This is a genomic window from Achromobacter sp. Root565 (assembly GCF_001427425.1).
Classification (GTDB): domain Bacteria; phylum Pseudomonadota; class Gammaproteobacteria; order Burkholderiales; family Burkholderiaceae_B; genus Achromobacter; species Achromobacter spanius_D.
In genome coordinates this window covers 557,072-578,050 of the sequence record NZ_LMGO01000001.1, presented here as the reverse complement: position 1 = coordinate 578,050, position 20,979 = coordinate 557,072, and the positions used below count along the sequence as shown (strand labels likewise).

Here is a 20,979-nt window from a genome sequence, read left to right as displayed (position 1 = left end):
ACCGGCCGGCGGCGCGTGAGCTGATTAACGCCGGCGCGCGGTCAGCCAGTCGATCGGCTGAAGGGCGTGATCGACAATACGGACTTCACCGACGCTGCCGAAGAAGCCATCGGCCCGCGCGCCATCCCACGATCCGGCGCCGACGATCCACGGCATGTTGGCCGCCAGCGTCGCCAGTCCACGAGCGCCCGAGGTGTTGCGCAGGACCGGCGCGCCTTCCACGTACAGGATGGTTTCGTGCGTCGTGTCATCGTTCACCACGGCGACGTGCATCCACTTGTCAGGGATGATTTCGCCCGACCAATTCGCCTTGGGACCACGCGTTCCCGTGTCATCCGGCACCACTTCCCACTGGATCTCGCGCAGGCTCGACACGGCGAACAGCAACGGCGGGGATTCGGGGTCTCCGCCCGAGAAGCCCGCCAGATCGCCGCGCTTGCCGTCGCGCGTCATGATGTTCATCCATGCGTGCTTGGACGCAACCCAGTCGCGGTCGATCTTGATGAACGCTTCCACGGTGTAGCCATTGGGCGAGGTTTGACCGTTGATGATGGCCGCCGCATCCGTGGTGAAGTAGCTCATGCGAGCCGTGTTCTTGTCGGTGTTCAGGAAGCGCACCGAGCCGGGGGCGGCCGACAGGTAATGGTGATCGTCGGACCAGACCACGTCGCCCAGCTGCGCACCGGCCACGCCATCAATGTTCAACGCGGCGCGGCGCATCGGGTTCAACCCGGTACGGTCGGCGATCACTTCGCCCACCGGCACAGCCTGCCCATTGGTACCGCCAAAGAAGCGCCAGTGCGCCAGCGTGCCGGACACCTGCGGATAGTCGTCCGCATCGGCGGCAGGCTTCTGCTCGGTGGCCACGGGGTCGGTGTAGTTCGCCAGGATCAACGCGCGCGCCTGGTCGATCAGCGCAGTGTGCGACGGCGTGGCCGCCTTGAATTCCTTGTTGAAGCCGCCAAAGCGCTTCGCAAAATCCATCTTGATGGTGAACTGCTCATTCGCGCCGGTCAGGATGGCCTGGTCGAACGTGTTGAGCGTGTTCTTCGGCTTTTGCGGTACCCACGGCGAGAACGACAGCACGCGGATCTCGTTGTTGGTCAGGTCGAATTCATACAGACGCATCAGGCCGTTGCCGCCCTGGTAAGCCATCTGGTAGTCCACCACCATTTCCTCGACCGCGTTGCCGAACGCGTTGGTCTTGGTCAGGTGCGCGGCGCCGTGATAGTGGCCGTTCAGCGTCATGAAGATCTGATCGTTGTCGCGGATCAGCTTGTCCCACAGCATCAGGCCGTAGGGCACTTCCAGCGGCGTGACGCCATCCTTGTCGATGTTCAGCAACTGGTGGTTGACCAGAATCACCGGCAGCGTCGGGTTCGCGCGAATGACCTGATTGGCCCACGTCAGCGCGTCATCGGAAATGCGCCACGACAGCGACAGGACCATGATCTTCTGACCCTCGGCTTCGAACACGTGATACTCATGAAAACCACTGGGATCGCGGCCGCCAAACGTGGCCTGGTTCTTGGCGCGATCGGCGCTGAAGGTCTTCAGATAAGGCTCGTTGGCCAGATTGCGCTGCGCGTCCGTGGCGCTGGCCTGGCTGCTGGCGTCGACATAGTCGCGATCCAGGATCACGTCGTGATTGCCGGCCAGGATCGAGTACGGCACCTTGGCATCTTCCAGAATCGCCATGGCCGCATCGGCCACCTTCCATTGATCGGGCTTGCCTTGCTGATCGACGACGTCGCCGAGGTGGATCAGGAACGGAATGCCAAGCGACTTGGAGTGATCGGCCACCCACTGCGTCTGCGCCTTGAACGGCTCGCTGCCGTACTTGCGCATGAACTGCTGATTCTCGTCATCCGTTGCATAGCGCGAGTAGAACTGCGTATCCGGCAGCACTGCCACGGCGAAGCTGGAAATGTTGACGGGTTGGGGTTGCGGTTCGGGCTGGGGCTGCGGTTGTGTACCGGGCGTCTCGGGCGAGGCGGTGTCATCGTCGTCGTCGCTGGAGCAGGCGGACAGCAGGAGCGAACCGCCCACGGGCAGGAACGTGGCGCCGAAGCCGGCCTTGAGCAGGCTGCGGCGACGCGGATCGGCGGCCGTCGGGAGTGCCGGAAGTGTGTTGGCAATTTCAGGTTTGCCGTCGTGCTTGTCGTTCGCCATCTGTGCTGCCCTTTGGAAAAAGCGGGAAGCTTAGGGATGGCGAATGACGGGACGATGAATGTGGAATTACAGAATTTGGAACCGTAATGTGGGATGGTGATCAGTCGTGCGTGTGACGGGGCCTCATCGGGAGGGCGGGCGTACCGGATGACGCGCTACTCGTCGCGCCCGATCGTGACGAATATGCCGTGGGCTTCGTTCAATCGGGGGCCCGCCGGCAGGATCAGTATCGACACGTCGTCGGGCAGCTTGGACGCCAGTGCTTCCAGGCGTTCGCTGACAACGGTCTCCAACGAATCGCGGCTTGCCTCTGCGGGCACCGCAAGGCTTAGCCCGACCTTGTTCCAGGATTCCCAGGATTCCGGCGCTTGCCGGTACATCAATGTCGACCATTCAGACGGGTTGATGATGGTGCCATCCGCCAGTCGTGCAGGCGCATCGCTCCAGGCTTCGAGCTTCTCGCGTGTGGCGCCGGAATATATCCACGCGTGAGGAGTGCGGATTCCTTTGGTGGGCTGGGCGAAGATACCCAGTTTGTAGGCTAGCGCTTCCAATGCCTGATCCGTGGACAGCTTGGCTTGCTGAAGCCGGGCGGGCTCGATCGAGAGCCAAAGCTGGATGGGTTCCGGCACATTGCTCCAGACCTGGGTGATGGTCAGGTTGTCGCCAATACCACGACCGATCGTGCCGGCCACCAGTTGTTGCAGTTCGGGCTTGCTCAGACGCGGGCTGGCCACCAGCAGGTAGAGATCCGCGCTGGGAACGGCGCCCCACACGAGGGCCGGCGGCTGGACGGTGTCTGAGGGCGTGGCTTGCGCAGCACTAGCGGGCAGGTAGACGCAGAAGGCCAATGCGGCAAGCCAACTACAGCGCATGGGCCACAAACGGTAAATCCAGGTCATCAGAGGCATAGGTTTTCAGCTATTCAAATGCTGGTAAATCCCGCACGCGAAGGTCGTGAGCAGGGATTCGACGGTCATGATCATTGTGTCGACACCGGTATACCGAAGCGCAATTTCGCGCTCCGGACGGCATCTGACGGTGGATGGCCGTAGATCACCCCAGACGACAAAAAACCCGCAGAGCGTTAACTGGCGCGGGTTTCAAGTACTACCTGAGATCAATCCAGACAGATTGCTGGTGCCCGGGGCCGGAATCGAACCGGCACGCCTTGCGGCGGGGGATTTTGAGTCCCCTGCGTCTACCAATTTCACCACCCGGGCTAGGGGGTCGCGAGCGCGTCCAGGTGACGGCTGCGGGAGATGCGAAGACCGCGATTATATGCGGTCTTTGGCTTCTTGTCAGGCGACGGCGGGCAAGCCCGCTGATCAAGGGGCCGGTCGGGCGGCACAACCCCGACACAACCCCCGACGATCCTTACTTCTTTTCGGGCAGAAACCAGTTCATGACCAGCGCACAAATCCCGCCGGTCGCGACACCCGATTCCAGCACGCTCTTCACCGAGTGCGGCAGGTGCGACAGAATCTCCGGCACCTGCGACACGCCCAATCCCAGCGCCAAAGACACGGCGATGATCAGCAATGCCCGGCGATCCAGCTGAATGCCCGCCAGGATATTGATCCCGGACGCGGCCACCGCGCCAAACATCACCATCGCTGCGCCGCCCAGAACTGGCTCGGGAACGGCTTGCAGGACACCCGCCACAACCGGGAACAGGCCCAGCAGGATCAGCATCCCGGCAATCCACACGCCCACATGGCGGCTGGCGATGCCGGTCAGCTGAATGACGCCGTTGTTCTGCGCAAACACCGAGCTGGGGAACGTGTTGAACACGCCGGCCAGCAGCGAGTTCGCGCCGTTGACTAGCACGCCGCCCTTGATGCGCTGCATCCACAGCGGGCCCTCGACGGGCTGCTTGGACACCTTGCTGGTGGCGGTGACGTCGCCGATGGCTTCCAGGGACGTAACCAGGTAGATGATCAGCATCGGCACGAACAAGGCCCACGAGAAACCGAGGCCAAAGTGCAGCGGAACCGGAACCTGGAAGACGGCGGCTTCGCGGGCGCCGGTGAAATCCAGGCGGCCCATGTAGGCGGCGGCGATGTAGCCGACCGCCAGCGCCAGCACCAGCGCGGTGCTGCGGATCCACACGACCGGTACGCGGTTGAGCAGGATGATGGCGCCCAGGACGAGGCCGGACAGGGTCAGGTTCTCGGCGCTGGCGAAGGTGCCGTTGGCCATCGCGCCAAAGCCGCCGCCCATGCTGATGAGGCCGACCTTGATGAGGGTCAGGCCGATTAGCAGCACGACGATGCCGGTGACGAGCGGGGTAATCAGGCGTTTGACGAAGGGCAGGATGCGGCTGATGCCCATTTCAACGAAGGACCCGGCGATGACGACGCCGAAGATCGCGGCCATGACGGCTTCGACCGGGGTGCCTTGCTTGACCATGACCGAGCCGCCGGCGATCAGCGGGCCGACGAAGTTAAAGCTCGTGCCCTGCACGATGAGCAACCCCGCGCCCAGGGGGCCGAAGCGCTTGCACTGGACGTAGGTGGCGATGCCGGAGATCACCAGCGACATGGAGACGATCAGGGTAGTGTCGCGGCTGCTGACGCCCAGGGCCTGGCAGATGAGCAGGCCAGGGGTGACGATGGGGACCAGGATGGCCAGCAGGTGTTGCAGGGCGGCGACGAAGGCGACGGGGGGCGCGGGGCGGTCGTCGGGGCCGTAGACCAGGTCGTGGCTGGTGTCGGCGTCGTCGGGCGCGCCGGGGTTGGCTTTGCTGGGTGCGGGTTGGGTCAGGGAGGCGGGTTGCATGGCGGGAGGGCCGGCCGGGGAGGGGGTAGGTGAGAAAAGTGCGGGATTTTACCGGGGACAGCCGCCTGTCAGGTTGCTTCTCCGCCACCCGGTCTTGAAAAGTTCCCTTTGGCCCCCACATCAGTAGGGTTTCCCGGCGGCCGCGCGGGCATTGCCCCAGCCGCCGGATATTTGTCCCTAATTTATTTTCCGAGCTACGTAGAACCATGAGCCAAACCGCCACGAATTCCGCGTCCGAAACCCTGGGGTTCCAGGCCGAGGTGAAGCAACTGCTTCATCTGATGATCCATTCGCTGTACAGCAACAAGGAAATCTTCCTGCGCGAGCTGGTGTCGAACGCGTCGGACGCCTGCGACAAGCTGCGCTTCGAAGCCATCGACCAGCCGGAATTGCTGGAAGGCAACGGCGAACTGGCCATCACGGTCAGCTTCGACAAGACCGCCCGGACCATCACGATCTCCGACAACGGCATCGGCCTGTCGCGCGACGAGGCGGTGGCCAACCTGGGCACGATCGCCCGTTCGGGCACGCGCGAATTCTTCTCGCAGCTGACCGGCGACAAGCAAAAGGATGCCCAGCTCATCGGCCAGTTTGGCGTGGGGTTTTACTCGTCGTTCATCGTGGCGGACAAGGTGACGGTGGTCAGCCGCCGCGCCGGGTCCACGGACGCGATCCAGTGGGAATCCGACGGCCAAGGCGAGTTCACGATCGCCGCCGCTGAAAAGGCCGGCCGCGGCACGGACGTGACGCTGCACCTGCGTGCCGACGAAGACGAACTCCTGAACGGCTGGAAGCTGCGCGAGATTCTGCGCCGCTATTCGGACCACATCTCGCTGCCGATCCGCATGGCCAAGGAAGAGTGGGATCAAGAGAAGGGCGAGCAAATCAAGACCGACGAACTGGAAACGGTGAACCAGGCGAATGCGCTGTGGGCCCGCAACAAGTCCGAGGTGACGGAAGAGCAGTACCGCGAGTTTTACAAGACGGTCTCGCACGACTACGACGATCCGCTGGCGTGGACGCACAACCGCGTCGAAGGCCGCAGCGAGTACACGCAGCTGCTGTATGTGCCCAAGCATGCACCGATGGACATGTGGGACCGCGACGGCCGCCACGGCGTGAAGCTGTACGTGAAGCGCGTTTTCATCATGGACGACGCCGACCAGCTCCTGCCGTCGTACCTGCGCTTCGTGCGCGGCGTGATCGATTCGGCGGACCTGCCGCTGAACGTGTCGCGCGAGATCCTGCAGGAAAGCCGCGACGTGCGCGCCATCCGCGAGGGTTCGGCCAAGCGCATCCTGTCGCTGCTGGAAGACCTGGCCGAAAACAAGCCGGAAGACTACGCGACGTTCTGGTCGGAGTTCGGCCAGGTGCTGAAGGAAGGCGCGGGCGAGGACTCCGCCAATCTTGAGCGCATCGCCAAGCTGATGCGTTTTGCGTCGACGAACTCGGGCGATCAGGCGCAGACGGTGTCGTTTGCCGACTACGTGTCGCGCATGAAGGAAGGCCAGGACAAGATCTACTACGTCACGGCGGACACGTTCGCCGCGGCCAGCAACAGCCCGCACCTTGAGATCTTCCGCAAGAAGGGCATCGAGGTCCTGCTGCTGTCCGATCGCGTCGACGAGTGGATGCTGTCGTACCTGCGCGAGTTCGACGGCAAGTCGCTGGTGTCGGTCGCCAAGGGCGGCCTCGATCTGGCGGAGCTGGCCGACGAGGAAGAAAAGAAGCACCAGGCCGAAGTGGCTGAGGACTTCAAGCCGCTGGTCGAGCGCCTGCAAAAGACGCTGGAAGACCAGGTCAAGGAAGTGCGCGTGACGCTGCGCCTGGTGGATTCGCCGGCGTGCGTGGTTGTGGGCCAGAACGAGCTCAGCCCGCACCTGCTGCGCATGCTGAAGGCCGCGGGCCAGGAAGCGCCGAACGTGAAGCCGGTGCTGGAGATCAACCCCGAGCATCCGCTGCTCGCCCGCATTCGTGCGGCTGAAGATGGCGAGTTCGACCAGTGGGCGCGTCTGCTGCTGGATCAGGCGTTGCTGGCAGAAGGGGCGCAGATTGCGGACCCGGCGGCGTTTGTGAAGCGGTTGAATGCGCTGCTGCTGAAGTAAGCGCGTTGGGGTGAATGGAGGGGCGTCCGGGAGGACGCCCTTTTTGTTTGTGACGGCTTTGCTCCCGAGCGGTAATTTTTGTGGCCAAGGCGGGCAATAAAGGGCTGGAGGTGCAGATCGCACCCAAGCGCGCGAGGCTGCCATGAGCAATCTAGACGCGCTCGATCTCTACCGGGATGGCCAGAAGGTCGGGCGCCTGTTCGACGAGCAGCCCCTGCGCTTCGCATATTACGACGTGTGGATCGGACGTCCAGACGCTCGCCCGATCTCGCCGTCGATACCGCTTGTGCAAGGTGATCAATCCACTGAAGCCGTCCACGCTGGTCATGCAACTGGCGGCAGCACTTGGGTTGGGCGTTGCGCCAGCCGTTTATCAACCGGAAACGCGCGCGTGTCTGATTCAGCGTTACGACCGCCTGCCGGACGGACTGGGCGGTTTACGGCGACTGCATCAGCTGGATCTGTGCCAGTTGGCGGGCAAGCCTTCGAACGTGAAGTACGAATCGGATGGCGGTCCGACGCTGCCGGATTGCCGCAAGTTGCTGGCGGCAGCGGGTGTCGGTGGTCCGGACGTAAAGCGTTTCCTGCAATGGATTCTGTTCAACCTGATGGTGGGCAACAACGACAGCCACGCGAAGAACCTCTCCGTGCTTCTGAACGGCGACGGGAAATACGTCCTTGCGCCGTTCTACGACTTGATGTGCACGGCAATTTACCCGGGGTTGAGCGCGCGGTTCGCGTTTGCCATTGGCGGGGAAGACAAACCGGGCGCCATTGGCAAGGAACAACTCGATTTCATGGCGAGCGATCTGGGATTTAACCCGCGCTATGTTGCTGCCGTGGCGCAATCTCTTGTCGGAGCATTGCCGGACGCGCTGTCGCAGGTCAAGGCTCGCTTGGGGGACGAAGCACGGTTGGGAACAGAACGGACGCTTCTGGAGCGGCTGACGCGATGGATCACGACCAACACGCGTAAGCACGCAAAGCGCTGGGGACTGCATACCTGACGGCGCGCCCGGGCGCCGGGTCAACATGCGCTGATTAATGACCTGAAGTCAAAAGTGTTTGCCCGCGAGACGCCTTTTTCTGCAAGGATCCGGCGGTCATACTGCACGCCTGTCTATCCGATGCGCCGGCCATTTCAGGCCGGGCGCGCCCCAGGAACGTCCTGCCGGCGCCGTCGAACCCAAGGAACTTGCATGAATCCCCAAGAAACCCAGCCGGTGAAGGCCGGCCCGCCGTTGTTGGCGCTTGCCGTCGGTGCGTTTGGCATCGGCGTGACCGAGTTTTCTCCCATGGGCCTGTTGCCCGTCATCGCCGAGGGGGTGAACGTGTCCATCCCCAGCGCGGGCATGCTGATCAGCGCTTACGCCATTGGCGTGATGATCGGCGCGCCGCTGATGACGCTGGCGTTCTCGCGGTGGTCGCGGCGCAAGGCGCTGATCCTGCTGATGGCGATCTTCACCATCGGCAATATCCTGTCGGCGCTGTCGCCCAACTACACGACGCTGCTGCTGGCCCGTCTGGTGACCAGTCTGAACCATGGCGCGTTCTTTGGCCTGGGCTCGCTGGTGGCCGCCAGCGTGGTGCCGCGTCACAAGCAGGCCAGCGCGGTGGCGACGATGTTCATGGGGCTGACCATCGCCAACGTGGGCGGCGTGCCGGCCGCGACGTGGCTGGGGCAGGTGATCGGCTGGCGTATGTCGTTTGCCGCGACGGCAGTGCTGGGGCTGATCGCGATGCTGTCGCTCTGGTTCGCGCTGCCGGCGGGCGAGGCGGGCCGGCGTCCCAATGTGCGTCATGAATTGGCCGTGCTGCGCAGCCCCGTGGTGCTGTTGGCGCTGTTGACCACGGTGCTGGGCGCGGGGGCGATGTTCACGCTGTACACGTACATCGCGCCGACGCTGGCCGAGATCACGGGCGCATCCCCGGCGTTCGTGACGGGCATGCTGGTGCTGATCGGCCTGGGCTTCACGCTGGGCAATGGCGTGGGCGGGCGCATGGCCGACCGCTCGCTCGATGGCACGTTGATTTTCTTCCTGGTGCTGGTCATCGTGGATCTGCTGGCGTTCCCGTGGCTGGCGTCCACGCCGGTCGGCGCGGCCGTGGCGCTCTTGATCTTCGGTATCGCGACGTTCGCGGTGGTGCCGCCTCTGCAAATGGGTGTGATGCGTGCGGCGACGGATGCGCCGGGATTGGCCTCGTCGATGAACGTGGGCGCATTCAACCTGGGCAATGCGGTGGGCGCAGCGGCCGGGGGCGCGGTGATTTCGGCGGGCATGGGTTACGCGGCGGTGCCGATTGCCGGCGCGGTGATCGCAACGGCGGGACTGGCGCTGGTGCTGGTGCAGCGCGCCGGCAATGTGCGGCGGCGCAAGCTGGCGATGCAGGGCTGCTGAGAGCCGGCCTGCGGGCCGCGCAATGAAAAGCCCCGGTGGAAATCGATCCACCGGGGCTTTTTTGCATGTGTGACTTTCAGAATTTGAAAACGTCTTCCAGGTCCACCGATTCTTCCACCGACTCCAGCTTCACGCTTTGTTCGATGTGTTCCAGGTGATGCAGGGTCAGTTCCTCGGCGCGTTGCGAATCGCGGGCGGCGATGGCCTCGGTGATGAGTTCATGTTCGTCGTCCCGGCAACTGGTGGCGGTGGGCAGGTTGTACAGGAAGATGACCAGGCACGTGAGCGTGGAGAGTTCGCGCATGGTCCGCGCCAACTCGCCGTTACCGGCCAGTTCGCTCAAGAGGATATGAAACTCGCCAGCCAGCCGGATGATGGCGCGCTTGTCGTCGCGCTTGCGGGCGTCGTGTTCCAGCACGACATGTTCGCGCAAGCGCGCCAGCTTGTCGGGTGTCAAGTTCTGCGTCAGACGCCGGACCACGGCCGGTTCGATGAGCCTGCGTGCCTCGAAAACATCGCGCGCCTTCTCGATGGAAGGCTTGGCCACGTACGCGCCGCGTTGGGGGAACAGTTCGACGATCTGTTCGTGGGCCAAGCGCGCAAGGACCTCCCGGATGCGAGGGCGGCTGACTTCGAAGATTTCGGCCAGGCGCTCTTCGACCAGCTTGGTTCCGGGCTTGAGCCGGTTGTCCAGGATGGCGCGATAGATGCGTTCGTAGATGCCGGTGACCGAGGTTTCGCGTTTGTCTGATGCCATGGGCTCGTTGTTGATTTGCGCGGTTGATGCCTGGACGGGGTGGCCGCCAGGGGTGGTGAGCGGTTCTTTGCCGCTTGTAGACGTCACGTTGTCTGCAACCTGACGGGTGAACGTGAAGATACCCGATCGGACGCCGTCGTTGTGAACTGCGGGCTGGTGCTGTAAAAAATAATGTTAACAATCTGAGGTTGAAATGTATATTTCAGGGTAATCACTAGCGTAATCATTTTTGTATTCGGCCTAGAATCCGCTCACAACATGCCCATCCGGTTGCGCTTTCGCTGCCAGGACAAGGGCGGATCAGACGGGCTGACGCATATGACGAAGCAGGGTTTTGATCTGGTGCTGCGCGACGCGGTGTTGGCGACTGCCGGCGATACCTGCCGCGCCGATCTGGCAATTTCCGACGGCCGCATCGTGCAGATCGGCCGTGGCCTCGCGCCGGGCCTGTGCGAAATCGATGTGGCGGGTCGCGTGGTGACGCCGGGCGGTGTCGATGCGCACTGTCACCTGGATCAGCCCATGGCGCCGCCCGTGAAGCTGGCCGACGACTTTTTCACGGGCACGCGCTCAGCCGCCTGCGGCGGCACGACCACCGTGATTCCGTTTGCGGCGCAGCGCAAGGGCGGCACGGTGCAGGCAGCCATCGACGACTACCACCAGCGCGCCGAAGGCCGCGCATGCGTGGACTATGCCTTCCATCTGATCCTGACCGACCCCGCGCCCGCAGTGCTGAACGAGGAACTGCCGCGCCTGATCAAGGCCGGCTACACCTCATTCAAGCTGTACATGACGTACGACGCGCTCAAGCTGTCCGACGGCCAGATTCTGGACGTGCTGGACGTGGCGCGCACGCATGGCGGCATGGCGATGATCCATGCCGAAAACTCCGACTGCATCGCGTGGCTGACGCGCCGACTGGAAGCTGCTGGTCGCACTGCGCCGCGCTTTCATGCGGTGTCGCGGCCCACGCTGGTTGAGCGCGAGGGCGCCCACCGCGCGATTGCGCTGTCCGAGCTGATCGACGTGCCGATCCTGCTGGTGCATATCTCGGGCGGCGAGGCAGTGCAGCAGATCCGCGAGGCCCGCGCCAAAGGGCTCAACATCTACGCGGAGACCTGTCCGCAATACATCCTGCTGACTGCAAAAGACCTGGGCACGGACGACAGCTATTTCGGCGCGCGCTGCGTGTGCAGTCCGCCGCCGCGAGACGCATCCAGCCAGGAAGAGATCTGGCAGGGGCTGGCGGATGGCCTGTTCACGGTGTTCTCGTCCGATCACTCGCCCTTCAACCTGACCGGCGAAGACGGCAAGACGCCAGGCGGCAAGGAAGTGGCATTCCGCCATATCCCGAACGGCATTCCCGGGATCGAGACCCGCATGCCGCTGCTGTATTCGGAAGGTGTGCTGGGCGGGCGCATCAGCTTGAACCGCTTTGTGGAGCTGACCGCGACGCAGCCCGCGCGCGCCTATGGCCTGTATCCGCAAAAGGGCACGTTGGCCATCGGCAGCGACGCTGACCTGGTGATCTGGGAAGAGCGTGACTTCACGCTGGGCAACGAACATCTGCACCACGCGGTGGACTACACCCCCTATGCCGGGATGCAACTGCGGGCGTGGCCCGCGATGACGTTGCTGCGCGGTCAGATCGTTTGGGACGGTGCGAATTTTGCGGGCTCGCCGGGCCAGGGAAAGTTCCTGCCGCGCGGGCTGCCCAGCCTGGCGCCACCGAGCGCCCGCAAGGGCGCGCAGCCGGCCTGGCGTTAGCAGCACCGGATACCCGTTAATCATTTCGGAGGATATTGCGTTGAAAACTACCCTGATCAAGAACGCCGAGGTTGTGGTTGCCTGGGACGAGGCGCGCCAGCGGCATGTCTACATGAAGAACGCCGACGTGGCGTTCGCGGACGGGCGCATCACGCACGTCGGACCGGGCGCCCAGGCGGCGGCGCCGGATGCGGACATTGTCAGCGGCAGCGGCATGATGGTCATGCCGGGGCTGGTGGACATTCACAGCCACCTGGTGCATGAACCCATCAACAAGGGGTACACGGACGAGACCGGCTCGGCGGGCCTGTACAACTCGAATCTGTACGAGTACATGCCCACGATGGAAGGCGACGACGAGGCCGCACCGGCGCAACTGACGCTGGCCGCGGCTGAGCTGCTGATGTCCGGTGTGACGACCGTGGTGGACATGTCGGTGGCGCACGAGCACTGGATCGACATCATGGTGCAAAGCGGCCTGCGTGCCTACATTGCGCCCATGTTCCGTTCGGCGCGCTGGTATACGAAGAATGGCCATGTCGTGGAGTACGACTGGAACGAGAAGGCGGGCGAGGCCGGCATGGAGCGCGCGCTGGCGCTGATCGACAAAGCCGAGGCGCATGAATGCGGCCGGCTGACGGGCATGCTGGTGCCGGCGCAGATCGACACCTGCACGCCGGAACTGCTGAAGTCCAGCCACCAGGAGGCCAAGCGCCGCGGCATCGGCTGGCAGACGCACGCCGCGCAGTCGCTGCCGGAGTTTCACGAGATCACGCGCCGGCACGGCCTGACGCCCGTGCAGTGGCTGCACAGCCTGGGCGTGCTGGATCCGGGCAGCATCGTGGGCCACGGCATCTTCGTGGACGATCATCCGAATACGCACTGGAACACGGCCACCGACCTGTCCATCCTGTCCGAAACAGGCGCCAGCGTGGCGCATTGCCCCACGGTGTTCATGCGCCGCGGCATGGCGCTGCGCGACTTCGGGCGCTATCGCCGCGCGGGCATCAACCTGGGCATCGGCACGGACACCTATCCGCACAACATGATCGAGGAAATGCGCCACGTGGGTTATCTGGCCCGCCTGATGGCGCAAACGCCGCGCGCCGTCACCACCGGCGAAGTCTTCCACGCCGCGACGGTCGGGGGCGCGACGGCGCTGGGCCGAGAAGACCTGGGCCGCATCGCGGTGGGCGCGCGCGCCGACCTGGTGATGGTGGACATGACCCACCACCTGATGCGTCCGTCGCGGGATCCGGTGCGCAGCCTGGTCTACGCCGCCGCCGACCGCGCCGTGCACACGGTGTACATCGACGGCAAGCGGGTGGTGCATGAAGGCCAGGTGCATTCCCTGGACTATCGCAAGGCCGCTGAACAGGTGGACGAGGCCCAGCGCCGCGCCGAGGCGCTGGTGCCGTCACGCGACCTGGTGGCTGGCCGCAGCGCCGAGCAGATGTCGCCGCTGTCATTCGACATCGTCTGATCCGATCGCAATTCGACACCAGGGGCCGGCCACAGGCCCCGTTCATCCATAAGAACTTCAAGGGAACGACATGGCTTATCTGAACGCTGAAAGACTTGAAACCCGCTTCGGTCTTGCCCGTCTGGGCGCCGCGCTGGCTTGCGCCGGCGCATTGGCCTGGGCGCCTGCACAGGCTGAAACACTGACCGTGGTGATGGCCAGCAAGCTGACGGTGCTTGACCCGGTGCTGACAGCGTCGCATCAGACGCGCAACCATGCCTACATGATCTACGACACGTTGCTGGCCACGGACGCGGACAACAAGATCCAGCCGCAGATGGCGGATAAGTGGGAGATATCGCCCGACGGCAAGACCTACACGTTCACGCTGCGCGATGGCCTGAAATGGCACGACGGCGCGCCGGTCAAGGCCGAAGACTGCGTGGCATCGATCCAGCGCTGGGCGCAGTCGGACAAGACCGGCCGCCAACTCATGCCGCTGGTGGCGTCGATGGACGTCGTCGACGACAAGACCTTCAAGATCGTGTTGAAGGCGCCCGCCGACGTCCTGTCGGCGCTCGGCAAGCCCAGCGGACTGCCCAGCTTCATGATGCCCAAGCGCGTGGCGCAGACGCCGGTGGCGCAGGCCATCACCGATTACACCGGGTCCGGCCCCTTCAAGTTCGTGCAGAAGGAATTCCAGCCGGGCGTGAAGACGGTCTATGAGAAGAACGCCGACTACGTGCCGCGCAAGGAAGCGCCCAGTTGGACGGCGGGCGGCAAGGTGGTCAACGTGGACCGCGTGGAATGGGTGGCGATGGCCGACCCGATGACGACGGTGAATGCGTTGCTGGGCGGCGAGGTCGATTACATCGAGACTGTGCCGTTCGATCTGGTGCCGATGGTAAAGAGCTCGCCGGACCTGACGCTGCGCATTCTGGACAAGATGGGCTACCAGCCCATGTACCGCTTCAACCAGCTGCATGCGCCGTTCGACAACAAGCTGGTGCGTCAGGCCGCCATGTACGCGGTGGGCCAGGACGACATCCTGAAGGCGCAGGTGGGCGACCCGGAATTCTTCAAGACGTGCGGCGCGGTGTTCGGCTGCGATCTGCCGTATTCCAGCAACACGCGCGCCGACATGATCGTGCCGTCCAACATCGAGAAGGCCAAGGCGCTGCTGAAGGAGGCCAAGTATGACGGCGCTCCCGTGGTGATCCTGCACGCCACCGACATTGCGATGGCCTCGGCCATTCCGGTGGTGATGGCGCAGCAGTTGCGCCAGGCGGGCTTCAACGTGCAACTGCAGGCCATGGACTTCATGACCATGCTGTCGCGCCGCGCCAATCGCGACGTGCCGGCCAAGGGCGGCTGGAGCATCTTCGTGACCACGTGGCACGTCAGCGAGATCATGGATCCGCTGCGCAACTACGGCGTGTCGGCCAATGGCGAGAAGGCGTGGTTTGGCTGGCCGACGGTGCCGCAGGTGGAAGCGCTGCGCGACAAGTTCCTGGTGGCAGGCACGGAACCGGAACGCAAGCAGATTGCCGAGCAACTGCAGGACGTCATGCTGGACGAGGGCGTGGCGATCACGCTGGGCCAGATCGAGACGGCAGCGGCGTTCAGCAAGAAGCTGTCGGGCGTGCTGGACTCGCCGGCGCCGGTGTTCTGGAACATCAAGAAAGCCAGCAATTAAGCCATGTTCAGCTACATTCTCAGACGCGTCCTGGCCACGGTCCCCGTGGTTCTGACGGTGGCCGTGCTGGTGTTCTGCCTGCTGCGGCTGACGCCCGGCGATCCGGCGCTGATCCTGGCGGGTGACGCGGCCACCGAGACGCAACTGGCGCAGATCCGCGAGCACATGGGACTGGACCGGTCGTTGGCTACCCAGTTCATGCTGTGGGGCGGACAGGTGCTGCAAGGCGACCTGGGGACGTCGCTGCATTCCGGCACGCCGGTGACGGCGATGATCGGCAGCCGCGTGGGGCCATCGCTGGCGCTGGCGCTATCGACCATCCTGCTGTCCACGCTGATCGCGGTGCCGCTGGGCGTCTTCTCGGCCTGGCGGCGCGGCACCCGCGCGGACCGCGCGGTGATGGCGTTTTCGGTGCTGGGTTTTTCGGTGCCGATCTTCGTCACCGGCTACGCGCTGATCCTGCTATTCGCCATGAAACTGGGCTGGCTGCCGGTGCAGGGCTACAAGTCGCCTTCAGCCGGCCTCGTCGCGTTCGGCATGCACCTGTTGCTGCCCACGATCGCGCTTAGCACCGGCTTTGTGGCGCTGATCGCGCGAATCGCCCGAAGCAGCGTGCTCGAAGTGATGGGCGAAGACTTCATCCGAACCGCCCGTGCCAAGGGCATCACCGAGCGCGCCGTGATGATGGCGCACGCGCTGCGCAACGCGGCCGTGCCGATCATCACCGTCATCGGCGTCAGCATCGCCCTCTTGATCAGCGGTGTGGTCGTCACGGAATCGGTGTTCAACCTGCCCGGGCTGGGCCGGCTGGTGGTCGAGTCCGTGCTGGCCCGGGATTATCCGCTCATCCAGGGGCTGATCCTGCTGTTCTCGCTGGTCTATATCGGCGTGAACCTGACCATCGACGTTCTGTATTCGGTGTTCGATCCGCGCATCCGTTACTGAAGGAATCCGCATGTCCACTTCCATACACTCGATCGCGGGTGGGACGGGCGTCGCCCCGGCCGCCCGCAAGCCGCCCCGGTCGGCGCTGGTTCGCACGCTGTCCACCTGGCCGGTCATGGCCGCGCTGGTCATGCTGGCGGTCATCGTGCTGGCCGCCGTCTCGGCCAATCTGCTGGGGCTGGCCGATCCGATGGCCATCAACCCCATGCAGCGCCTGAAAGGCTTTTCCGCCGAGCATTGGTTCGGCACCGACGCCTACGGGAGAGACGTGCTGTCGCGCGTGATCCACGGCGCGCGCATCTCGCTGATGATCGGCGCGGGCACGGCCGTCGCGGCGCTGATACCCGGACTGGTGTTGGGCGTGATCGCCGGCTACTTCCGGGCGGCGGACATGGTCATCATGCGGATCATGGACGGCATCATGTCCGTGCCCAGCATCCTGCTGGCCATCGCGCTGGTTGCCGTCACCGGCGCCAGCCTGCTGACGGTGCTGATCGCGATTGCCGTGCCCGAGTTTCCGCGGGTGGTGCGCCTGGTGCGCGGACTGATCCTGAGCCTGCGCGACGAGCCCTATGTGGAGGCCGCCATTTCGCTTGGCACGCCGACGCGGGTGTTGATGATGCGCCATCTTGTGCCCAACACCGTTGCGCCGCTGATAGTGCAGGGCACCTTCATCTTTGCGTCCGCCATGCTGTCCGAGGCGGTCATGAGCTTTCTGGGCGTGGGCATGCCGCCGGAGTTTCCGTCCTGGGGCAACGTCATCGCCGAGGGCCGCATGTACTTCCAGGTCCGACCCGAGCTGATCCTGCTGCCGGGCCTGTTCCTGGCGCTGACGGTGCTCAGCGTCAACATGCTGGGCGACGCGATGCGCGACGCCCTTGATCCCAAGATGGCGCGGAGGGTCTGACATGAACGAATCCACAATGCCCGTGCTGCAAGTGCAGAACCTGTCGGTCCAGTTGGTGGGCGCGCCGCAAGAGGAGCCGCGCCACGTGGTGGAAGGCATCAGCTTCGACATTCACGCCGGCGAAACCTTGTGCGTCGTCGGCGAGTCCGGGTCGGGCAAGTCGGTCACGTCTTTTTCGGTGATGGGCCTTCTGGCGCCCGATGCGCTCAAGCCCAGCGCGGGCCGCATCCTGCTGGATGGCGAGGACGTGCTGGCCTGCACGCCGGAACGCCTGCGTGAACTGCGCGCCACGCGCATGTCCATGGTCTTTCAAGAGCCCATGACGGCGCTCAACCCTGTGCGCACGGTGGGCTGGCAGATCGACGAGGTGCTGCGCACCCACAGCGGCATGGATGCGGCGTCGCGCAAGCGCAAGATTCTGGCCATGCTGGAATCGGTGCGGCTGCCGGACGTCGAACGCATCTACCAGTCGTACCCGCACCAGTTGTCGGGTGGGCAGCGCCAGCGCATCGTGATCTGCATGGCGCTGATCCTGAATCCCAAGCTGCTCATCGCCGATGAACCGACCACTGCGCTGGATGTGACGACGCAAAAGCAGATCCTGGCGTTGATCCAGGAACTGCAGCAGTCGCACAACACCGCTGTGCTATTCATCACGCACGACTTCGGTGTGGTGGCGGAAATCGCCGATCGCATTGCGGTGATGAACCGGGGGCGCCTGGTGGAAGTGGGCACGCGCGACGACATCCTCGCGCGTCCCAAAGAGGCCTACACCCGCATGCTGGTGTCATCGGTCCCTGGCCTGGCGCCGCAGGCAAGGCAGGCGCCGGAAGGTGCGCCGGTGCTGGTCGTGAAAGGCCTGCAGAAGACCTATGCCGAGCGCGGCTTCTTCAAGGCCAAGCGCACGGTGCACGCGGTCAGAGACGTCAGCTTCACGCTGCGCAAGAAGGAAATTGTCGGCGTCGTTGGGGAGTCGGGGTCGGGGAAATCCACGCTGGCGCGCTGCATTGCGCGGCTGATCGATCCGAGCGCTGGCAGCGTGCGGCTGGACGGCACGGAAATCGCCACCGCCACCAAGCGCGAGTTCCATCCGGTGCGCAAGCGCATCCAGGTGGTGTTCCAGGATCCGTACCGGTCGCTCAATGCGCGCATCCGGGTAGGCGACTCCATCGTCGAAGGCATGCGCAATTTTGGCGTGCCGGAAGACGAAGCGCGGACGCGGGCCATCGAGCTGCTGGACATTGTCGGGTTGAGTGCGGAAACCATGGATCGCTACCCGCATCAGTTCTCGGGCGGGCAACGCCAGCGCATCTGCATCGCGCGGGCCCTCGCCCTGCGGCCCGACATCCTGATCGCCGACGAAGCCGTGTCGGCGCTAGACGTTTCGGTGCAGGCGCAAGTGCTGGAGCTGATCGAAGACATTCGCGCACGCACCGATACGGCGGTGCTGTTCATCACCCATGACCTGCGCGTGGCGGCGCAGATCTGCGATTCGATTGTGGTGATGAAGTCGGGGCAGATTGTCGAGGCTGGGGATGCGGCTGCGGTGTTGACCCAGCCGAGGGACGGCTACACGCGCCAGTTGCTTGAGGCGGCGCCGGGCAGGCATTGGGATTTCAAGCGGTTCAGGCCGGCGGAGGCGGTTCTGCAGTAGGAAGCCGTGACACCGAAGCCGCTAGCCGGCGTGCCGTTGGTCCAGCGGCTGCACCGCCAGCCGCAATCCCATCGCCTTCAGGATGGCCGTCAGACTGCTGAGCGCTGGGTTGCCGCTTGGCGACAATGTGCGATATAGCTGCGTCGGATTCAGGCTTGCCTGCGTGGCCACAGACTGAACGCCCCCGAAGGCCAGCGTAAGCTGGCGTAGTGCGATAAGCAGCTCGGCCTGGTCGCCGTCTTCCAGCACGCTGTTGATCAGGTCTGCGGCCAGACCTGGATCATCCCGGTACAGCGCTGCCATCGCTTCGTCATGGGGTCTGCTTCTCATGATCTTTGCTCCCAGTCCTTCCGGTAATTCACAGCCCTGTCGATATCCGATGCCTGTGTTTTCTTGTCGCCGCCACAAAGCAGCAGTACGACGCGCTTGCCACATGGGGCGTAATACACGCGATAGCCGGGGCCGGCGTCAATCCTCAATTCCCAGACGCCATCGCGGCAAAACCGGTGATCCCCAAAATTGCCCGATTCAATTCGCGAGATGCGTCGTATGACGGCAACTTTGATCTGATTGTCTCGCAGGCCTTTCAACCAATCGAGATAGGGATTTGTGCGACCATTTGCGGCCAAGTAGTGTTCGATTTCGTACATGCGGATATTCGTTTATAGACGAAATCTTGTCAAGCCGTCGAAAAGCCCGGAAGGGCGGCCGCCATGAATCGTTTCGTCGCCGAGGCCGGCGCAGCGTTCGGAGACGGATACTCCGGGAATGGTTGAAGGGAAACAACCGCCAACGGTGATAGTTTTGACACCGTTGAGAACGGTGCGGCGTGCGGGAGCGGCCCAATGACGAGCGCCTTGGTGCAAGGACGGCGCCGCATCGCACCCGGGATTGACCTGGGCCGCTTGGACCTGCGGTGTCGGACGCTTCGCAAATAAAAAAGGGCGTCCCATTGGACGCCCATTTGGTCAGGACTGGCCGGGGAGGTGAATTCCCGGCATGCCGATCAAGCCTCGATCCGCTCCACCTTCCCAACCAGCAGGATGTACGACAGCGCGCCCAGCAACGCCAGCGACGACACGTACACGATCGCCGGGGCGAAACTGTCCTTGGACACCAGCAAGCCAATCACGATGGGCGTGCAGATCGACGACAGGTTGCCGACGAAGTTGAACACGCCGCCGGTCAGGCCCAGAAGGCGCACCGGCGCCAGCGTGGACACGAGCGACCACGTGATCGACGCCAGGCCGTTGCCAAAGAACGCGACGGCGAGGAAGAAGATGACCCACGGCGTGGAGTCCGTGAAGTTCGCGCCGATCATGGACGTGGAGATCAGCAGGCCCAGGATGATGGGCAGCTTGCGCGCCATGCCGACGGTGGCGCCGCGGCGGATCAGGAAGTCGGACAGCACCCCCGAGCACAGCACGCCGATGAAGGCGGCCAGGAACGGCACCGACGCCAGGAAGCCGGACTTGATGAAGTCCATGCCGCGGTACTTGACCAGATACGTGGGGAACCAGGTCAGGAAGAACCACAGCGTGGAGGTCAGGCAGAACTGGCCGAGGTACACGCCCCACAGCTTGCGCTTGCTCATGACCAGACCCAGGTCGTTCCAGTTGAACGGCGCCTTCTTCTCGCGCACGCGCGTGTCCAGATCGACGACGCCGCCGCCTTGCTGGATCAGCTCGATTTCCGCTGCGTTGGCGCCCTTGAACTGGCGCGGTTCGCGGTAGATCATGAACCACAGCACGCCCCAGATGATGCCCAGGAGGCCGGTGCTGACGAACACCATGTGCCAGCCGTAGTGGTGCTGCAGCCAGGCCAGTACGGGCGTCAGGAACGCCAGGCCGACGAACTGGCCCGACGTGTAGAAGCCGATGGCGGTGGCGCGTTCGCGTTCGGGGAACCAGGTCGTGACGACGCGGTTGTTGATGGGGTAGGCCGGGGCTTCCAGCGCGCCCACGGCCAGGCGCAGGACGAACAGGATGACGAAGCTGCCGGCAAAGCCCATGAAGAACGTGGCCGCGGACCACAGGATCAGCGCGGCGGCGTACAGCACGCGGGGGGACACGCGGTCCACCAGCCAGCCGCCGGGAATCTGCATGGCGGCGTAGGTCCAGCCGAAGGCCGACAGGATCAGGCCTTCATGCCAGGTGTCCAGGCCGAACTCGTCCTTGAGGGCGGGGGCGGCGATGGACAGGTTGCTGCGGTCCAGGTAGTTGATGACGACGGTGATGAACAGCATCACCATGATGATGTAGCGGCTGCGGGTCGGGCGCTGAGCGCCCTGCAGGCCGGCGTGCGCGGCGGTGGACAAAGGAGTCTCCTCTCTCT

General features: G+C 64.1%; 16 protein-coding genes and 1 tRNA gene. 9 read left to right on the top strand and 8 right to left on the bottom strand.

The features are described from left to right. Nucleotides 1-24: 24 nt before the first annotated feature. From ASD71_RS02540 to ASD71_RS02525, 4 genes are all read right to left on the bottom strand, one after another. Nucleotides 25-2,172 (bottom strand): LamG-like jellyroll fold domain-containing protein, encoded by a 2,148-nt coding sequence (locus ASD71_RS02540; protein ID WP_056559489.1) that lies wholly within the window; start codon nucleotides 2,170-2,172, stop codon nucleotides 25-27. Between the two features lie 155 nt (nucleotides 2,173-2,327). Beyond that, entirely contained in the window at nucleotides 2,328-3,047 is a 720-nt protein-coding gene (locus ASD71_RS02535; RefSeq protein ID WP_156395061.1) for a hypothetical protein, read from the bottom strand. A 263-nt stretch (nucleotides 3,048-3,310) separates the two neighbouring features. Continuing rightward, nucleotides 3,311-3,395, bottom strand: a tRNA-Leu gene (locus ASD71_RS02530). A gap of 154 nt (nucleotides 3,396-3,549) precedes the next feature. Further along, entirely contained in the window at nucleotides 3,550-4,953 is a 1,404-nt protein-coding gene (locus tag ASD71_RS02525) for a uracil-xanthine permease family protein (protein ID WP_056559483.1), read from the bottom strand. A 206-nt stretch (nucleotides 4,954-5,159) separates the two neighbouring features. Between ASD71_RS02525 and htpG the strand changes: the two genes are divergently transcribed. From htpG to ASD71_RS02510, 3 genes are all read left to right on the top strand, one after another. Then, nucleotides 5,160-7,058 (top strand): molecular chaperone HtpG, encoded by a 1,899-nt coding sequence (htpG, locus tag ASD71_RS02520; RefSeq protein ID WP_056559480.1) that lies wholly within the window; start codon nucleotides 5,160-5,162, stop codon nucleotides 7,056-7,058. A 293-nt stretch (nucleotides 7,059-7,351) separates the two neighbouring features. Next, on the top strand, nucleotides 7,352-8,065 hold the full coding sequence (locus ASD71_RS02515; protein ID WP_235512160.1) for a HipA domain-containing protein: 714 nt from the start codon (nucleotides 7,352-7,354) through the stop codon (nucleotides 8,063-8,065). Nucleotides 8,066-8,257: 192 nt separating this feature from the next. Further along, the gene (locus ASD71_RS02510; RefSeq protein ID WP_056559475.1) at nucleotides 8,258-9,457 is read left to right on the top strand and encodes an MFS transporter; all 1,200 of its coding nucleotides are present in this window, start codon (nucleotides 8,258-8,260) and stop codon (nucleotides 9,455-9,457) included. A 76-nt stretch (nucleotides 9,458-9,533) separates the two neighbouring features. Here the strand turns inward: ASD71_RS02510 and ASD71_RS02505 are convergent, their stop codons facing one another. Next, on the bottom strand, nucleotides 9,534-10,214 hold the full coding sequence (locus ASD71_RS02505) for a GntR family transcriptional regulator (RefSeq protein WP_056559472.1): 681 nt from the start codon (nucleotides 10,212-10,214) through the stop codon (nucleotides 9,534-9,536). Nucleotides 10,215-10,532: 318 nt separating this feature from the next. On the opposite strand from ASD71_RS02505, the gene hydA reads away from it, so the two are divergent. From hydA to ASD71_RS02475, 6 genes are all read left to right on the top strand, one after another. Further along, nucleotides 10,533-11,981, top strand: a complete 1,449-nt coding sequence (hydA, locus tag ASD71_RS02500; RefSeq protein ID WP_056566332.1) for a dihydropyrimidinase — start codon at nucleotides 10,533-10,535, stop codon at nucleotides 11,979-11,981. Between the two features lie 40 nt (nucleotides 11,982-12,021). Beyond that, nucleotides 12,022-13,464: an amidohydrolase family protein gene (locus ASD71_RS02495; RefSeq protein ID WP_056559468.1), complete on the top strand. Its 1,443-nt coding sequence runs from the start codon at nucleotides 12,022-12,024 to the stop codon at nucleotides 13,462-13,464. Between the two features lie 70 nt (nucleotides 13,465-13,534). Further along, nucleotides 13,535-15,139: an ABC transporter substrate-binding protein gene (locus tag ASD71_RS02490; protein ID WP_056559466.1), complete on the top strand. Its 1,605-nt coding sequence runs from the start codon at nucleotides 13,535-13,537 to the stop codon at nucleotides 15,137-15,139. Between the two features lie 3 nt (nucleotides 15,140-15,142). After that, nucleotides 15,143-16,084, top strand: coding sequence for an ABC transporter permease (locus ASD71_RS02485; protein WP_008167838.1), 942 nt, complete (start codon nucleotides 15,143-15,145; stop codon nucleotides 16,082-16,084). 10 nt (nucleotides 16,085-16,094) lie between these two features. Further along, entirely contained in the window at nucleotides 16,095-16,991 is an 897-nt protein-coding gene (locus ASD71_RS02480) for an ABC transporter permease (protein ID WP_056559463.1), read from the top strand. 1 nt (nucleotide 16,992) lies between these two features. After that, nucleotides 16,993-18,645 carry an ABC transporter ATP-binding protein gene (locus ASD71_RS02475; RefSeq protein WP_056559460.1) on the top strand — a complete coding sequence of 551 codons (1,653 nt, stop codon included), beginning with the start codon at nucleotides 16,993-16,995 and terminating at the stop codon, nucleotides 18,643-18,645. 21 nt (nucleotides 18,646-18,666) lie between these two features. Here ASD71_RS02475 and ASD71_RS02470 read toward each other — a convergent pair whose 3' ends face one another. The 3 genes from ASD71_RS02470 to ASD71_RS02465 all read right to left on the bottom strand — a co-directional run bounded on the left by ASD71_RS02470 (nucleotide 18,667) and on the right by ASD71_RS02465 (nucleotide 20,962). Continuing rightward, on the bottom strand, nucleotides 18,667-18,975 hold the full coding sequence (locus tag ASD71_RS02470; RefSeq protein WP_056559457.1) for a DNA-binding protein: 309 nt from the start codon (nucleotides 18,973-18,975) through the stop codon (nucleotides 18,667-18,669). After that, nucleotides 18,972-19,295: a type II toxin-antitoxin system RelE/ParE family toxin gene (locus ASD71_RS27415; protein ID WP_082578757.1), complete on the bottom strand. Its 324-nt coding sequence runs from the start codon at nucleotides 19,293-19,295 to the stop codon at nucleotides 18,972-18,974. The genes ASD71_RS02470 and ASD71_RS27415 overlap by 4 nt, the downstream gene beginning before the upstream one ends. 356 nt (nucleotides 19,296-19,651) lie before the next feature. Beyond that, nucleotides 19,652-20,962, bottom strand: a complete 1,311-nt coding sequence (locus tag ASD71_RS02465; protein WP_056559454.1) for an MFS transporter — start codon at nucleotides 20,960-20,962, stop codon at nucleotides 19,652-19,654. Nucleotides 20,963-20,979: the final 17 nt, after the last annotated feature.

What these genes read in the sequence shown, in the direction of transcription:
- ASD71_RS02540 (WP_056559489.1), bottom strand. Translation starts at nt 2,172, where the DNA reads ATGGCGAACGACAAGCACGACGGCAAACCTGAAATTGCCAACACACTT.
- ASD71_RS02535 (WP_156395061.1), bottom strand. Translation starts at nt 3,047, where the DNA reads ATGCGCTGTAGTTGGCTTGCCGCATTGGCCTTCTGCGTCTACCTGCCC.
- ASD71_RS02525 (WP_056559483.1), bottom strand. Translation starts at nt 4,953, where the DNA reads ATGCAACCCGCCTCCCTGACCCAACCCGCACCCAGCAAAGCCAACCCC.
- htpG (WP_056559480.1), top strand. Translation starts at nt 5,160, where the DNA reads ATGAGCCAAACCGCCACGAATTCCGCGTCCGAAACCCTGGGGTTCCAG.
- ASD71_RS02510 (WP_056559475.1), top strand. Translation starts at nt 8,258, where the DNA reads ATGAATCCCCAAGAAACCCAGCCGGTGAAGGCCGGCCCGCCGTTGTTG.
- ASD71_RS02505 (WP_056559472.1), bottom strand. Translation starts at nt 10,214, where the DNA reads ATGGCATCAGACAAACGCGAAACCTCGGTCACCGGCATCTACGAACGC.
- hydA (WP_056566332.1), top strand. Translation starts at nt 10,533, where the DNA reads ATGACGAAGCAGGGTTTTGATCTGGTGCTGCGCGACGCGGTGTTGGCG.
- ASD71_RS02490 (WP_056559466.1), top strand. Translation starts at nt 13,535, where the DNA reads ATGGCTTATCTGAACGCTGAAAGACTTGAAACCCGCTTCGGTCTTGCC.
- ASD71_RS02485 (WP_008167838.1), top strand. Translation starts at nt 15,143, where the DNA reads ATGTTCAGCTACATTCTCAGACGCGTCCTGGCCACGGTCCCCGTGGTT.
- ASD71_RS02480 (WP_056559463.1), top strand. Translation starts at nt 16,095, where the DNA reads ATGTCCACTTCCATACACTCGATCGCGGGTGGGACGGGCGTCGCCCCG.
- ASD71_RS02475 (WP_056559460.1), top strand. Translation starts at nt 16,993, where the DNA reads ATGAACGAATCCACAATGCCCGTGCTGCAAGTGCAGAACCTGTCGGTC.
- ASD71_RS02470 (WP_056559457.1), bottom strand. Translation starts at nt 18,975, where the DNA reads ATGAGAAGCAGACCCCATGACGAAGCGATGGCAGCGCTGTACCGGGAT.
- ASD71_RS27415 (WP_082578757.1), bottom strand. Translation starts at nt 19,295, where the DNA reads ATGTACGAAATCGAACACTACTTGGCCGCAAATGGTCGCACAAATCCC.